Origin of the sequence: Leptotrichia hongkongensis (assembly GCF_041538065.1) — a bacterium.
Lineage (GTDB): Bacteria > Fusobacteriota > Fusobacteriia > Fusobacteriales > Leptotrichiaceae > Leptotrichia > Leptotrichia hongkongensis.
In genome coordinates, this window is record NZ_JBGORW010000004.1 from 129,580 (window position 1) to 144,605 (window position 15,026).

Annotated in this window: 14 protein-coding genes; 3 read left to right on the top strand and 11 right to left on the bottom strand. The window is 26.9% G+C overall.

Annotated elements, in window-relative coordinates; genetic code table 11:
- Positions 1-2: 2 nt before the first annotated feature.
- The 11 genes from ACEG17_RS04365 to ACEG17_RS04415 all read right to left on the bottom strand — a co-directional run bounded on the left by ACEG17_RS04365 (position 3) and on the right by ACEG17_RS04415 (position 12,890).
- Positions 3-1,214 carry an AbiH family protein gene (locus tag ACEG17_RS04365; RefSeq protein WP_372582704.1) on the bottom strand — a complete coding sequence of 404 codons (1,212 nt, stop codon included), beginning with the start codon at positions 1,212-1,214 and terminating at the stop codon, positions 3-5.
- Positions 1,215-1,216: 2 nt separating this feature from the next.
- Complete coding sequence (locus ACEG17_RS04370; protein ID WP_299575198.1) at positions 1,217-2,263, bottom strand: PDDEXK family nuclease; 1,047 nt, start codon at positions 2,261-2,263, stop codon at positions 1,217-1,219.
- Positions 2,253-5,381 (bottom strand): Eco57I restriction-modification methylase domain-containing protein, encoded by a 3,129-nt coding sequence (locus ACEG17_RS04375; RefSeq protein WP_372582705.1) that lies wholly within the window; start codon positions 5,379-5,381, stop codon positions 2,253-2,255. The genes ACEG17_RS04370 and ACEG17_RS04375 overlap by 11 nt, the downstream gene beginning before the upstream one ends.
- Before the next feature lie 486 nt (positions 5,382-5,867).
- Complete coding sequence (gene cobD / locus ACEG17_RS04380) at positions 5,868-6,974, bottom strand: threonine-phosphate decarboxylase CobD (RefSeq protein ID WP_372582706.1); 1,107 nt, start codon at positions 6,972-6,974, stop codon at positions 5,868-5,870.
- A 30-nt stretch (positions 6,975-7,004) separates the two neighbouring features.
- Positions 7,005-8,510, bottom strand: a complete 1,506-nt coding sequence (locus tag ACEG17_RS04385; protein ID WP_372582707.1) for a cobyric acid synthase — start codon at positions 8,508-8,510, stop codon at positions 7,005-7,007.
- Positions 8,511-8,616: 106 nt separating this feature from the next.
- Complete coding sequence (locus tag ACEG17_RS04390) at positions 8,617-9,054, bottom strand: MerT protein (protein ID WP_372582708.1); 438 nt, start codon at positions 9,052-9,054, stop codon at positions 8,617-8,619.
- Positions 9,055-9,071: 17 nt separating this feature from the next.
- Positions 9,072-9,440 (bottom strand): MerT protein, encoded by a 369-nt coding sequence (locus tag ACEG17_RS04395; RefSeq protein ID WP_372582709.1) that lies wholly within the window; start codon positions 9,438-9,440, stop codon positions 9,072-9,074.
- A gap of 148 nt (positions 9,441-9,588) precedes the next feature.
- Positions 9,589-10,317, bottom strand: a complete 729-nt coding sequence (locus ACEG17_RS04400; RefSeq protein WP_372582710.1) for an endonuclease — start codon at positions 10,315-10,317, stop codon at positions 9,589-9,591.
- Positions 10,318-10,352: 35 nt separating this feature from the next.
- A complete protein-coding gene (locus ACEG17_RS04405; protein ID WP_036060432.1) occupies positions 10,353-10,718 on the bottom strand; it encodes a MerR family transcriptional regulator in 366 nt (121 codons plus the stop codon).
- Positions 10,719-10,809: 91 nt separating this feature from the next.
- Entirely contained in the window at positions 10,810-11,832 is a 1,023-nt protein-coding gene (locus tag ACEG17_RS04410; protein WP_372582711.1) for an alpha/beta hydrolase, read from the bottom strand.
- A 167-nt stretch (positions 11,833-11,999) separates the two neighbouring features.
- Positions 12,000-12,890 (bottom strand): LysR family transcriptional regulator, encoded by an 891-nt coding sequence (locus tag ACEG17_RS04415; RefSeq protein WP_372582712.1) that lies wholly within the window; start codon positions 12,888-12,890, stop codon positions 12,000-12,002.
- Positions 12,891-13,023: 133 nt separating this feature from the next.
- On the opposite strand from ACEG17_RS04415, the gene ACEG17_RS04420 reads away from it, so the two are divergent.
- The 3 genes from ACEG17_RS04420 to ACEG17_RS04430 all read left to right on the top strand — a co-directional run bounded on the left by ACEG17_RS04420 (position 13,024) and on the right by ACEG17_RS04430 (position 14,937).
- On the top strand, positions 13,024-13,581 hold the full coding sequence (locus ACEG17_RS04420; RefSeq protein ID WP_178935704.1) for a DapH/DapD/GlmU-related protein: 558 nt from the start codon (positions 13,024-13,026) through the stop codon (positions 13,579-13,581).
- An 87-nt stretch (positions 13,582-13,668) separates the two neighbouring features.
- A complete protein-coding gene (locus ACEG17_RS04425) occupies positions 13,669-14,448 on the top strand; it encodes an SDR family NAD(P)-dependent oxidoreductase (protein ID WP_372582713.1) in 780 nt (259 codons plus the stop codon).
- A gap of 75 nt (positions 14,449-14,523) precedes the next feature.
- Positions 14,524-14,937, top strand: a complete 414-nt coding sequence (locus tag ACEG17_RS04430; protein ID WP_372582714.1) for a hypothetical protein — start codon at positions 14,524-14,526, stop codon at positions 14,935-14,937.
- Positions 14,938-15,026 lie beyond the last annotated feature (89 nt).

Sequence of the window (15,026 nt, forward strand, 5' to 3'; positions counted from 1 at the left end):
TTTTAATTAAAACTATAATTTGAATTATCAATAATTTTATTTTCTTTATCAACATTTATCAATTTAATTCTATTCTCAATTAATAATTTATGTAATAAATTTTTCCCTTTATCTTTATTTTCTAATTTTTCTCCATAATTTTTCATTAATTTTACAACATTATTATGTGTTTCTCTTTTTGCTCTCGTTAAATCATTTTTATCGTATTCAGAATACATAAAATTTAATTTTATATTTGAAGAATAAATATCATAATAATCAAATAAACTTTGAAAATATGAATAATCTGCTTCTGACAAAGAATGTCCAAAAAAATTAATTGTTCCTAACTTTCCAGGCTTTGGTAATTCAAAATTTCCTACTGTATCATTATTTAAAATTCTTGATGTTTTAGTAAAATTTTGAAATTGTTCTTCTGAATTATGGCTATCTATTCCAAAAATTGGATTTTTAAAATCACCATGTATATTTACTATACTTTCTATTGGCTTTATTCTCCTAAGAATTTCTATTTCTGAAAAAACTATATCTTTGTATTTATCTATTAAATCTTGTAAAAATATACTATAATTAAAATTTATAATTTTTTTCCGACAAGTCGTTCTAAAAATATTTATTAGTCTATTTTTATTTTCTTCTTTTAATTCTAAACTTCCTATATAATTCCCAAAATCTTTTTCAAATAAGTTTAATTGCTCCATCATAAAATCAAGATAGTTAAATTCTCTTTTTTCTTCATCATTTCTTTTATTTTCATTTTCATTCTTTATCTCATCTATTTTTTTTAAAATTATAATTTTAGAAACTAAAATATAAATATATAATTTATTCATTTCTGCATTTTCAAGTATATTTTCAACTGTTTTTTTCAAACTTTCATTAGTATAAATTATAAATTTTTTAATATTGGATTCAACTTCATTCCAATTCAAATTTTCTTTTTTTAAAAAGGATAAATATAAATAAAACAAATTCTCAATTTTATATTTATTGTACAGTTCTTCTATTTCTGTTCTTAAGCCTATATTGTCAACTATTACTAATACTTTTTTACCCTTATTATTTTTTCTATATTGATAATTTTTTTTATAAATATTTTCCAATTTCTTAAAAAAATTTTCATCAAGTTTTCTTGAATTAAAATAATCTTCATATCTCGTTTCTAATTCCAAATATAAATCAAATCCATTTCCTAAAATATATAATTCTTCCATCCCTATTTCCCCTTTTTCTCAAATTTAATTTCTTCTATTTTTAATATTTCACTTTCATCAAATATCTGATATTCATCATCTGATACTAAAACTGCATAGCCTATTTTTTCAAATGGATCACATACATTTATAAATTCACAATATAGATGAGGATTATCATAAAATTCATCCCCCTCCATATCATATTCTATTATATTTTCAAAAGGTATATATCCCAGTCGTAATGCTTTCATTTTGTTGCTCATTTTTTTACCATTTTTAAATTGTGTTAATTTTACTCCAACAAATCCATCTGTTACTATTAAACCATTAAAATAAAAATCATATATATCTACTCTGAAATATCCTGTATAATCATTATTTAACAACGTATTTTCATAAGGATAATTTTTATCATAAATTGAATGTATAGTCATTTTAGTAAATCCAAATTTTAAAAACGGTTTTTTTAGATGTTCTGTTACGCTATAATTACCTATATTATTATTATTCAAAAAATCTAAGTGCATCTTTTTTTTCAATGCTACATTTCGTCTAATTGTTTTTATTTTATTATTATGTTCTTTTATTAAATTAATTCCAAAATATGCAAATAATAAATTTTGATAATCTGTATATAACATTGTTTCTAAAATTGATTTGTCCCAAACAATTAATTTTTCTATTCCTTTGCTAGATAAATAAGTTCTCATAAATTCAATATTCTTTTTACTTATTGAGCAACTTACTACTAAAACATACACATCTGGTAACAAATTATTTTTTGATAAAAACTCATCTACTATTTTTTTTAATTGTGACTGTGAAATTTTTAGGTATCTTTTACATTGAAATATATACATTCTTTCTCTATCATATAAATTTTCAGTTGCTTCTATATCAATTCCATCATCACTTCCTAACTTTCCAAAATGATTTATTGATTCCCATCTTCTCCATTTATATGCCATTGCTAGTATCAATTCTTCAAATCTTATTGCATCTAAGTCTTCAAAATGTAATTGATTTATAGTTCTTGTAACTAGATTTTCTTCTTTTTTAACTTTCAACAACCCTAACCTCCTCCTCACTCAACCCATACAGCTCATAAACCATCCCATCAATCTCTTTATCCGTTTTTGTAATTTCATTGTTTAATGTTTCTGCTTTTGATTTTTCTGCAATGAAATAATCCTCCCAATCAGCTTTTTGCGAAAGGCTTAATTTCACTTTTACTTTTGATAACTCTTTTATAAATTCATCAAAATTCAATAAATACCAATTTTGTAATTTAGTAGAAATTTTTTCTAAACCAAGTTCTCTCATAATCATTCGTTGGAATTTTTGTGAAATTTCTTGAAGATTTTTGTTTAAAAATAACATTTTATCAGCTTTTTTGATAAAAGGCTGTTGATTTATATTTTCTATATTAACTAGTGGAATATTTTCAAAAGCTATTTTGGTTAAATTAGTATTTGATTCTCCATAATATAAATTATAAAAATAGCTAATTAATCTAGAATTCAAAATTGTTAAATAAAATCTTACATCATCTTTTTTATTTTTCAAATTAACTAAATTTGCATTCGGAAATATAATTTTTTGATTCAAGTCTATTGTTGCAAATATTTTATTTCTATTTTGACCAACTATTCTTTGAAGTATTATTTTAGGAGAAAAATGCCACTCTTTCGTTGTTTTATCAATATTTTTTATATAAACATATTTATTTACTTTATCAGTAAAATATCTATGAATATCTCTACCCTCCAAGTATTCAGAACAATTATTAATAATATTATTTTTTATTGCTTCTTCTTTAGTAAATATCCCTTTTTCTATTTCTGTTAAACCTATTTTTATTTTTTTAGGAATACTCATCCATCCCTTATGCAATTCTAGGTAATTCCCAAATCTTAAACTATTTTTTAGTAATTTGTTTAAAATTGAATTTATATTAACTATTATTTTATTATTATACTTCATTAATATCTCTTCTTGACTGAGTTGAATATTATTTTTTAAACTTTCTTTCAAATATAAATTATTTACATTTCTATTTGATACTCTTAAATTTACAAAATTCTTATCTATTTTTTTATTTAAAATAAGAATAGCTGTTTCCGTATTAACTTCTTCAAATGGATAAAATCTATATGGAAAATCAATTATTTCAATAATTTTAGTTTTTTCTAGTAAATATTTTCTTAATAATTCAAAACTTGTATTTGTAAAATAAGAATCAGGTGTAATAAATCCTAGATAACCTTTATTTTTCAACAATTCATTTATTGATTTATATATAAATATTTCATATAAATCCATTTCAGAAAATAAAATTTCTTTGTATTTATCCCAGTAATAATTTCTGTCATTTGCTGGTATTTGTTTTGTAGAAACATACGGCGGATTCCCCACAACAACATCAAATCCACCATTTTTAAACACTTGCGGAAACTCTTTTTCCCAATCAAATGCCAATTCCCCCGCAATCTCAACATCATCAATCAATGAATTTCCACATTTTATATTGTTTTCAAGTGTTGCAAGTGTTTTATTTTTATCGGCTGTTTTTAGCCATAATGATAATTTCGTAATTTCTACACTTTCCTTATTCAAATCCACTCCAAAAATATTATTTTGTAAAATTTCTCTTGTCGTATCTGAAAACAAATCTTTTGTTCCCGTCAAATCAAAAATTTTATCATTTAAATAATCGTTGTAATTTAATAAATATTCAAAGGCTTTGATTAGGAATGCTCCGCTTCCGCAAGCTGGATCTACAATTTTTATATTTTTTACAGCTTCTCTGTATTTTGTCCAAAATTCTATATGTTTTTTATAATTTTTGCTGTAAATTCTTTCATTACTTTTTTTACTGCTATATTTTATTTCAAAATCTTTTTCTGTAAGTTCAGGAAGTTTATCCTCGCCCAGCTCTTTTCGTTTGTCATCAAGCCAGTTTTTTATCGAATTTTCTACAATGTATTTTGTTATATATTTTGGTGTGTAAAAAATACCGTCTTTTTTACGTTTCCCTTTTTTCTTGTCAAATTCTTCCCCATTTAATTCTTTTTTTAAATCCTCTATATCGCTTATAGATTGCTCAAAAATATGCCCCAAGATATTTTCATTCAGTTCAGAGTCAAAATCATATTCAGATATTTTTTTCATTTCTTCAAAAACTTCATTATCCACAAAAAGGCTCTCTAAAACATCGTCATTTTTAAATAAACCTCCATTAAAATGAGAAATATTTTCTCTCGGATTTCCCAAATTTATCCAATTGCAAAGCATTTTAAAAACTTCAAAAACATCCCCAAAGTTTTTACCTTTTTCTAAAGTCTTGTAAAAAATCTCGTTTGGAAGCAAGCCCTTGTCTTCACAAAAGCAGATAAACAGAAATCTATCCAATAATTTTTGGACTTTTTCAATTATAATATTCTCATTTATTGTAGGATTATTTTTTCGCATATTTTCAAAAATATGTAATCTAATATTTTTATACTCGTTATAAAATTTCTTCTCGATTTCAGCTTGATTTTTCTGATATTCTTCAGAAAGTTCTATTGTTTTTGCCTTTTTCTTTTCAGTTCCTACCAAAGCATAAAATGAAAGAATATAAATAAACTTCTTAAATTCTAAATCATCTTTCAGCTTTTCTAGGAAGAAAACCTGATATTCTGTCATATCATTTGCTCTATAAAGTCTTATCTCTTTGTAGTTTGAAACTATAACCCACTGACAGTTCTTTCCGTATTTTGGAGCATAATTAAAAGCCTGCTCTACAGGAGTCCTTGTATCTCCAACTCTTTTCTGCCTTACATCTAGCGAAACTTTCGCACCTTTCAGTTCAATTACAGCCCTGACATCTTTTTTTCCATCTGTATCAAAAAATCCCAAAACTCCATCAGCCTTCTGACCATCTAACTTTGTTTTAGTTTCTCTTTCCAAATTCCATTCATTTTTTCCATCCGATTTATTCACAGCTCTCAACACAGTTGTAAAAATATCATATAAAAATTCTCCTTGAAACTCTTCTTCTTTCGATTTATCCAGAACACCATTTTCAAGGTTATTTATCCATTTATTTAGTGCTTTTCTTCTTTCAGAAAAATTATGTTTACTTAAATCGATTTCTTCTTCAGCCTTTTTAGCCAGTATTTTCTGATTAAACAAATTATTCACAGAAATTTTTCACTCCTTATGCTCCATAAATTATTATATACCTACATTCTATTAATTTTTCCATTTTTTGTCAATTTAATTTATAATAATATACTCAAATCTATTTAAAATTAAACTACTAAAAATTATATAGATTTAGGGTTTGAATAAAAAGTCATAGCCTTTTGAGTTTAGTTTTAAAGCAGTTTTACTATAATACTAAAATTTGTTTAAAAAGTAAAAATTATGTTTTAATCATTTGAAAATATTAAATTTTATCCTTTAATTAGAAAAATTTGTAACAAATTCGTTATTTTAATGGCGTTTAATATAAAATAATAGGGAATATCTTATAAATCATAAGAATCCCCATTTAAAATACTAAAAAACATATTTCCACCAATTATAACTTTCACTTTATTAGTCGAAAAATCAATACCTAATTCTTCCTCGTTGCCAGAATTTCTTCTATATGAATCATTATCAAATCCTATAAGTTCAAATTTTTTATTCTAAAATTTCTCTCAAAGCCCTAACAACCCTATCATTACTCTTTCTATCCTTAATTGCCAGTCTAAAAAATCTTTCATCCAAAAATTTAAAATTGGAGGCATCCCTTATCAAAATTCCTTCTTCCATCATTTTTTCCCGCAATTTTTTCACATTCAGCCCTTTAGAAATCATTTCATCTTTTATTTTTACACAAATAAAGTTTACTTCAGTCTTATAAGGCTTTATTCCTGAAATTTCATTCAGTCTTTCATACATGTATTTTTTTTCTTCTGTTATCCAGTTTAATGTCTTTTCTATATATTCTGTATCATCAAGTACTGTTATTCCAGCCATTTCAGCGATATTGTTCACACTCCACGGCTCTTTTTTTTCAGCGATTTTTTTTTCCAAATTTTTGTCAAAATAAATTCCATATCCCAATCGTAGTCCTGGAATAGCAAAAAATTTTGTAAATGCACGAGTTACAAACAAATTTTTTTTATTTTCGCCACTATTTACAATGCTTTCCTTTAGTCCATCCTCTAAAAATTCGATAAATGCCTCATCAATAAATAACTTTGTATCATATCTATTGCATTCTCTCAAAATTTCCTCTGTTTCAGCCATTTTCAAAAATTTTCCAGTCGGATTATTCGGATTGCAAATTATTACCAAATCATATTTTTTCTCAAGTTCCTTTTTTAATTTCCCAATATTAAGCCTAAACTCATCTTTTTCTTCTAATTCAAAATATTCAATTTCAATTTTTTGACTTTCAGAATTTTTACACGCTCTTACTGCCCTTTCATATTCCCCAAAAGTAGGCGATACAATCAGCACTTTTTCGGGCTTTATTACTTTTATGAACAAAAATATAGCTTCTGTTGCACCATTCCCCAGCACAATATTTTCCAGTTCAACTTTATTCAGTTGAGCCAATTTTTCACGTAATTCTATATAATCAGGGTCAGGATACCTCTCAAGAATCCCAATATTTTCAGCAATCTTCTGCTTTAGGCTCTCAGGCACTCCGTAAGGATTTATATTTGAGCTGTAATCCAGTATTTCTGTTATATTTTTTTCCCTAAATATTTTATAAATATTTCCACCATGAAAATCCATTTTTTCCTCCATTTTGACAAATAAGAACTTTTATTTCATCCCCATTATTTCATAAACCTTATCAATATCGACATTTTCTCGCAAAATTTGCGCTAATTTATCGTATTCCCTGTTTTTATATTCTTTGAAACTAAAGTCTTCATCGACTTTGTCTAGCCCTTTAAGTTTTCTTACTTCGTTCAGAAAATGATTTGTAAATTCAGAATTGTCAAATATTCCGTGAATATAAGTTCCGACAACATTGCCTTTTACAGCACCTTTTAGCTTTTCATCGTCAAAGATACACTTTATTTCGGTTTTTTCCTCATTTACAGGATAACTGTAGCCTTGATGTATTTCATAGCCTTTTATTTCAATGCCGTCCATTCCAGCTAGTATTCCATCTGCATTTTTTATTTTATTTTCATACTGTGTTGTTGTTTTTGCTGTTTCCATAACTGTTTCTATGTCTAATAAATCTAAGCCTGAAATTTCTTTTAGATTAGACTCAATATTTTGAGGATCCATTATTTTTTGTCCCATTATTTGAAAACCGCCACAAATTCCAAATACTATTGTTCCTCTTTTTGCAAGCCTGATAATTTCCCTGCTTATATTTTTATCAATTAAATCCTTCATGTCTTCCACAGTATTTTTGGAGCCAGGAATAATAATAATGTCCTCATCTCCAAGTTCAGAGCTTTTTGTAACGTATTTCAAGGAAACATCGTTATAATGGCTAAGTGCGTCAATATCTGTAAAATTCGATATATGTTTTAGTTTAATAACCGAAATCCGAATTTTCCCCTCTTTTTTCACATTATACTTATCGATTCCCAGACTGTCCTCTTCTTCAATTCCTAGTGGCACAAACGGCACTACTCCCAGAACAGGCACATTTGTCAACTCTTCAATCATCTCAATTCCAGGAGTCAAAAGGCTCTTATCTCCCCTAAATTTATTTATAATTACACCTTTTATACGTTTTTTCTCACTTTCCTCGAGAAGCATAATTGTCCCGTAAATTGATGCAAAAACACCGCCTCTGTCAATATCAGCAACCAAAATAACAGGCGAATCAGCCATTTCAGCCATCCCTGTATTTACAATATCGTCTTCCTTCAAGTTAATTTCCGCAGGGCTTCCTGCCCCTTCCAGCACGCAAACATCAAAATTATCCCTTATGTGATTGTACGCTGCCATTATGTCCTTTTTTAAATTATGCTTATAGGCAAAATATTCCCTTGCATCCATATTTTTGTAAACTTTTCCATTCACAATAACCTGTGATTTTCTGTCTGTTGTAGGCTTTAGCAAAATTGGATTCATAAATGCCTGAGGCTCGATATTAGCCGCTTCAGCCTGCACCACCTGAGCTCTCCCCATCTCTTTTCCATCCTTCGTAATAAACGAATTTAAAGCCATATTCTGTGACTTAAACGGCACAACGCTATATCCGTCCTGATAAAATATTCTGCAAAATCCTGCATTGATTATGCTTTTTCCCACATTAGAACCTGTCCCCAGCAACATTATATTTCTATGTTTTCTTCCCATAAATACTGCTCCTATTTTAAATTTATCTAAAAAATTTATTTATTCCCATTAAAATAATTATAACAGATAAAAATGCCATAAGCAAACTGGATTTGTAAAAAAATTTTTATTTTCTTTTAAATTTTATTCTGTCTAATATTTTCTTGACTTTATCGCTATGAAATGCTCCAATTGTATATGAGATATGTGAGATTGTACAAAAAATATATACTGTTGTCTGTCCCGCCTCAAATTCATTATTATTAAAAATTTTATATATAAAGTAAAGTAAAATTATAATCATCACACCACTTATAAATAATTTATTTATTTTTTGAAAAAAATCTTTACTCAAATATCCAAAATAACACACAAATGCAAGCGCTATTATCAAGGGAATCATCAATATTTCAATTGTATTTCCATAAGAAATCATAAAAGCCATTAAAAATAGAAAAAAAGCTGCTGATATAATTTTTTGAAGAAAAATATAAATTATCGTAAATAAAACTAATACTAAAAAACTTTTTGCTTTTGACATAAATTTATTTTCATTTTTTTCCATCCTTTTTTCTCCTTCTTTTATTTTTTTCTTTTAAATTTTATTCTGTCTAATACTTTCTTGACTTTATCACTAAAAAATACTCCAACTGTGTATGCTGTACAGAAAATATGTATTTCCCGTGCTGTCGGAGCAAACATTGCTGTACTTTCATCTGTTTCTGTAAAAACTTTATACAAAAAATAGATTAAAATCGCTGTCATTACACAGCCTAATATCGTTTTATCCATTTTTTTCAAAAATTTACTGCACAAATATCCTAAGTAAAACACAAGCATAAGAACCGTTATTAAAGCAATTCCCGAAATTACAACAGCAATAGTGGTCATTGCCACTTGCGGAAGATGTAAAAATTCCAGAGCATTAATAATAATTCCTGCTAACGGCATCGCAAAAACCAGCCAGAACAAAAATGCCAATGCTGGATATATTGTTTTCTGAAAGAAAAAGTAAATTACTGTAAATAAAACTATACTAAAAAGCTTTTTACTTTCGACATAAATTTATTTTCATTTATTTCCATCCTTTTTTCTCCTTCTAATCTTTATTACTTTTTGTAATTTTTCTATTTTTTATAAATAGATAAATAATTTCCATAAGCAACATTACACTCCAAAACATCAAATAGAATGCTCTATCTTTTTTATACTTTGTTTCCAATTTCTTGCTTAATTCTGAATTTAAAGAAATATTTTCATCTAAATCTCCTGTTTTATCTAATTGATATTGATATAAGATTTCTTTTTTACTCCCAAATTTATCAACAAAGTATTCAGCATCCTGTAATTTTATTTCTTTTAAACCTAATCTTTTTTCTAAAGTTTTCTCATCTAAGTTATATTCAATTTTATTGTCGTTAATGAAAAAATATGTTTCTGGTTTGACACCATATTTCCTTTCGTAAGAATCTGTTTCTTCTATATAACCAACCCAAGTATTATTAATTTTAGCTAATCCATTTAAATACAAAATCAAATCTTCAGGCTTTGTCTTATCGACAAGTTTATAAACTTCATGCTCTGAATCCGAACTCAAAGTTCTTTTTATCAAAAAATTTTGTGATATTTTAATCTCACTATTACGGTTAACTGTGTCATAAGGAAAACGAAGATACCTAACAAATAATAATGATAAAATTGTAAATGCAATAAGAAAATTAAACTTTCGTTTTGAAACAAAAAACCAGAAAGTTAATAAAATTAATATTGGAATTATAAAAGGGGATAACAAGACAAATCCCCAAGTTATATTTGTATCTGCAAGCATATTTTCTCCTTAATTTCTATATATTTATGACCCTTTTATTTTTCAGAAATGCTTTTTAAAAAACTCTCATAAATCTCAAGTTTATCGTCAAGATTTTGTAAATATTTTTGCCACTTTTCAATTTCTATATTTACATATTTTTTATGATTTGTCAAAATTTTCATTCTTTCTTTTATCGTTCCATTCCCTTCATACCGTAAATCTGAATATTTCTTAATTTCACTCAATTTCATTCCCATATCTTTTAATCTTTTTAACATTTTTATCCATTCAATATCGGTTTCATCGTATATTCTTCTATTTTTCTCATCTCTTTTTACACGAAACAGCTCCTTTTTTTCATAAAACCTTATTGTATATGGAGTTAAGCCTGTTTTTTCTGAAAACTCCTTTATTTGCATTATTTTTACTTCCTCTTTCAATATCAATTTATAAAACTATTATACAACAAAAAAAAGCTACTGCAAAATACAATAGCCTAAATTTATCATTTTATTTCAAATTATCTTTAAAGAAACTTTCAAATTTATCAAATGGAATTACATGATTTTTTCCACCATCATATAAATCTGTATGCACTGCACCTTTTACAATGTATAATTCCTTATTTTTATTTCCCAATGCTTTATAGGCATCTTCTGAGAAATATCTTGAATGTGCATTTTCACCAGCAACTATTAAAGTTGGTGTTCTCATTTCAGAAGCATATTCTAATATAGGCATATTAATTAATGGTAACATTCCAGTTGTAGTCCAAGAACCATTTGGGTTAGAATTTACTGCACGAGGATGATATCCTCTTTTTGTTGTATAGAAATCAGAGTATTCTGCAACAAATTTTGGTGTATCTTTTGTAATTTGTTCTTTTCTCAGATTATTTGCCGGTAATAAATCAGCATAGCCATCTTCAACTGCTTTCCATCTAGCTTCATTCATTTCTTTTTTCAAATTATATCTTCCTTCTGCATCAACCGAATCATTGTAACCTTTTGCAGAAACTCTTGTCATATCGTACATAGTAGAAGTTGCTACTGCTTTTATACGAGTATCTGAAATTCCTGCATTTAAAGCAAATCCTCCCCAACCGCAAATTCCTAAAATTCCGATTTTATCTCTATCAATAAATGATTGTGTTCCTAAGAAATCAACTGCCGCACTAAAATCTTCTGTATTAATTTCAGGTGATGGAACATTTCTTGGTTGTCCTCCACTTTCCCCAGTATATGAACCATCAAACGCTAATGTTACAAATCCTCTTTCTGCCAATGTCTGAGCATATAGTCCTGATGATTGCTCTTTAACTGCTCCAAATGGACCTGAAATTGCTATTGCGGATAGTTTTTGATTTCCAATATTTTTTGGAACATACAAATCCCCAACCAGAGTTATTCCATAACGATTTTTAAACATAATTTTCGTATGCTCAATTTTGTTACTTTCCGGAAAAATTTTATCCCATTTTTGTTCTAATTTTATACTCGAATCTTTCACTTGTTTAATTGCAGGTATTGCCATAATATTTCCTCCTATACTTATTATTCCTAATATTGCAGTTACTAATAACCTTTTTCTTAATATTATTATCACATTCCTTTGTTTTGATGTTTTATTTCTTTTGTTTTTCACAAGTGAATTGTATATCATTTTTTTAACTATTTCAAATATTTCTAATTTATATATAACTATAATTTTAAGTTATAATTAGAAATATATATTTTCAAATTTTCTAAAAATTTTTTCGCAATATTTGATAAAGTTTGATTCTTTTTCCAAATAATACTCATTTCTGTTTCAAGCTCTGGTTTTAATGGAATAAATTTCAAATTGCTTTCACTCGTATTTATTATTCCATCAAAGCATAGAACGCTTCCAATATTTTGCTTTGCCATTAATGATGCATTATAAAGTAAGTTAAAAGTACCTACAACATTAAAATTTTCTATACTTTTTCCTATCCAGCCAGCTAAAAAATTATCCACATTTGTTTGTTTTGAAATAATTAAAGGAATATTTTCTAAATCTTTGGACAAAATATAGTCTTTTTTTGCAAGAAAATTATCCTTTCTCACAAGCAATCCCCATTTATCACACCAGGGCAAACTCAAATGCTCATATTTACTTTTATCCACAAACCCAAATGTAATTGCAAAATCTAAAGTTCCGTTATCCAGTTTTAAAAGCATTTCGTCTGCATTTCCACTAGTAACATTTGTTTTTATATTTGGATAATCAATCATCATATCATTAATAATCTTAAAAATATGTCCCATTTGAGCACTCTCACCTGCACCAATATTTATCTCTCCTCCAACAATATCTTCTTGTGTCAAGTTGGCAACTGCCGTATCAACTAATGCTAAAATTTCTTTTGTTTTTGTTAAAAAATAAACACCATCTTCTGTTAAAGTAATATTCCGATTCCCTCTTTTAAAAAGAATAACTCCCAACTCTTCTTCCAAATTTTTTAATTGTTTTGAAAGTGCTGGCTGTGAAACATAAAGAATTTTAGCCGCATTAGAAATATTTCTTTCTGTTGCCACAACTAAAAAATATTTTAAAACTCTTAATTCCATTTTTTCTCCTTTTTTACTATAACTAAAACTAATAGATGAATATTAGTTATAAGTATTAGATATTTTTATTGTTTTATATTATACTAAATATGTAAGATAAAAACAACTTAAAGAAAAAATTTTGGAAGAAAAAATGGAAACTTTATTAGAAAAAATTAAAAAAGTAAATGAAATTTTGAAAGATGATGAACTTTTTAAAGAAATTCATATTGCCAAAGGGGAAAATGAAAAATTGATTGCTGAAATGAATAATGGATATAAAACAAATGAAGAAAAATTAGAGTATCTTGAAAAAATAACTGGTAAATCAATTAATAAATCTGTTACAGTTTCTTTACCATTTCAAACTGACTTTGGAAAACATATTTCTTTTGGAAAAAATATTTTTGTGAATAAAGAAGCAATATTTGTTGATTTAGGAGGAATTACAATTGAAGATGATGTGCTTATTGGACCTAAAGTTTCACTGCTCACTGTAAATCATATTTTAGAACCAAGCAAAAGAAGAGGACTTACAACTGGAGAAATTATTATAAAGAAAAATGCTTGGATTGGAGCTGGATCTACAGTTTTAGCGGGAGTAACTATTGGAGAAAATTCAGTCGTTGCAGCAAATTCAACTGTTACAAAAAATGTGCCTGATAATGTGATTGTAGCTGGGACACCTGCAAAAATTATTAAAAAACTTTAATTTTGGAAAATATTTCAAAAAAGTTATTGACTTATACTATACTCTAACTGCTATCCTTTATTTATCAAATTTATGGAGGTAATAACTATGAAAACAAAATATACTGTTATAACAGGAGCAAGTTCGGGAATAGGTAGAGCTGTGGCTCTAAAATTCGCAGAAAGAAATAAAAATCTTATTCTGATTGCACGACGAAAAAATTTAATAGAAGACTTAAAAAGCGAAATTTTAAAGAAAAATCCGAATTTGGACATTCTTGTAATAGATTTTGACTTAACCGATGTTGATAAAATTCCTGAACTATATTCAAAATTAAACAACTATCATATTGAAACTTTAATAAACAATGCAGGTTTTGGAATGTATGGCAATGTAAAAGAGCAACCTTTAAATAAAATTTCAGATATGCTTCATCTCAATGTAGAAGCATTAACTTTGTTATCTTCCTTATACGTCCAAGATTACCACAACGAAAAAGGCTCTCAATTAATCAATATCTCCTCAGCAGGAGGCTACACAATCGTCCCAAACGCAATTGTCTACTGTGCCACCAAATTTTACGTAAACGCCTTTACAGAAGGACTTGCACTAGAATTAAAGCAAAATAACGCACAATTAAAAGCAAAAGTCCTAGCACCTGCTGCAACCAAAACTAACTTTGGAAATGTCGCAACTGGTAAAACTAATTTTGATTATGATAAATCTTATCCAAACTATCATACATCCGAAGAAATGGCAAATTTTCTCATTCAACTTTACGAAAGCGACAAAACTGTCGGTTACATCAGCCGTGAAACTTTTGAATTTGACTTATCCGATGGATTTTTTCAAAATGCATTTAGTTCTAAAAATAATGTGAAATTTTAAATATTAGTTTTTATTATTGATTTTCATAAAAAAATATTATAAAATATAAAAAAATTATTATTTGGGAGTGATTTTATGAAAAAAATTATATTTGCGTTGTTTTTACTGACTTTTAGTTTAAGTTTTTCTAATTCTGATATCAATATAATATCCAAAGAACTTTGGAGATGTCCTTATTCTGTTGATAAAACCTTTAAAGGACTTACCTATGTAAAATTTTTAAATGAAGATGGTAAACCTTCTATTTCAATTAGTATATTAGATAATCGTGCAGCACTGAAAACAGGAAAAGTTACCCTTGAACTTTCACAATTAGATTATGAAGTAAAAGAAGATGAAAATTCTATCTATTTTACAAACTTGAATGACAAAACACAAGTTTTTTCAAATTACAAATTATCTTATTCGTTTGATAAAAAAAATAGACCTAAAATGGATTTATATCGTATTTCAGATAACAAGAAACTTTGCAGTCTTATAACAAATTAAATTATCAAAATACAAAAAATAATTAATAATTTTTAAGCAACGATTTTTTAGTGATTTTCGTTGCTTAATTTTTTTCCGACGATTTTACG

Coding starts and splice junctions, on each gene's coding strand:
- ACEG17_RS04365 (WP_372582704.1), bottom strand. CDS start 1,214: ATGGAAGAATTATATATTTTAGGAAATGGATTTGATTTATATTTGGAA.
- cobD (WP_372582706.1), bottom strand. CDS start 6,974: ATGGATTTTCATGGTGGAAATATTTATAAAATATTTAGGGAAAAAAAT.
- ACEG17_RS04385 (WP_372582707.1), bottom strand. CDS start 8,510: ATGGGAAGAAAACATAGAAATATAATGTTGCTGGGGACAGGTTCTAAT.
- ACEG17_RS04390 (WP_372582708.1), bottom strand. CDS start 9,054: ATGGAAAAAAATGAAAATAAATTTATGTCAAAAGCAAAAAGTTTTTTA.
- ACEG17_RS04395 (WP_372582709.1), bottom strand. CDS start 9,440: ATGCCGTTAGCAGGAATTATTATTAATGCTCTGGAATTTTTACATCTT.
- ACEG17_RS04400 (WP_372582710.1), bottom strand. CDS start 10,317: ATGCTTGCAGATACAAATATAACTTGGGGATTTGTCTTGTTATCCCCT.
- ACEG17_RS04405 (WP_036060432.1), bottom strand. CDS start 10,718: ATGCAAATAAAGGAGTTTTCAGAAAAAACAGGCTTAACTCCATATACA.
- ACEG17_RS04410 (WP_372582711.1), bottom strand. CDS start 11,832: ATGGCAATACCTGCAATTAAACAAGTGAAAGATTCGAGTATAAAATTA.
- ACEG17_RS04415 (WP_372582712.1), bottom strand. CDS start 12,890: ATGGAATTAAGAGTTTTAAAATATTTTTTAGTTGTGGCAACAGAAAGA.
- ACEG17_RS04420 (WP_178935704.1), top strand. CDS start 13,024: ATGGAAACTTTATTAGAAAAAATTAAAAAAGTAAATGAAATTTTGAAA.
- ACEG17_RS04425 (WP_372582713.1), top strand. CDS start 13,669: ATGAAAACAAAATATACTGTTATAACAGGAGCAAGTTCGGGAATAGGT.
- ACEG17_RS04430 (WP_372582714.1), top strand. CDS start 14,524: ATGAAAAAAATTATATTTGCGTTGTTTTTACTGACTTTTAGTTTAAGT.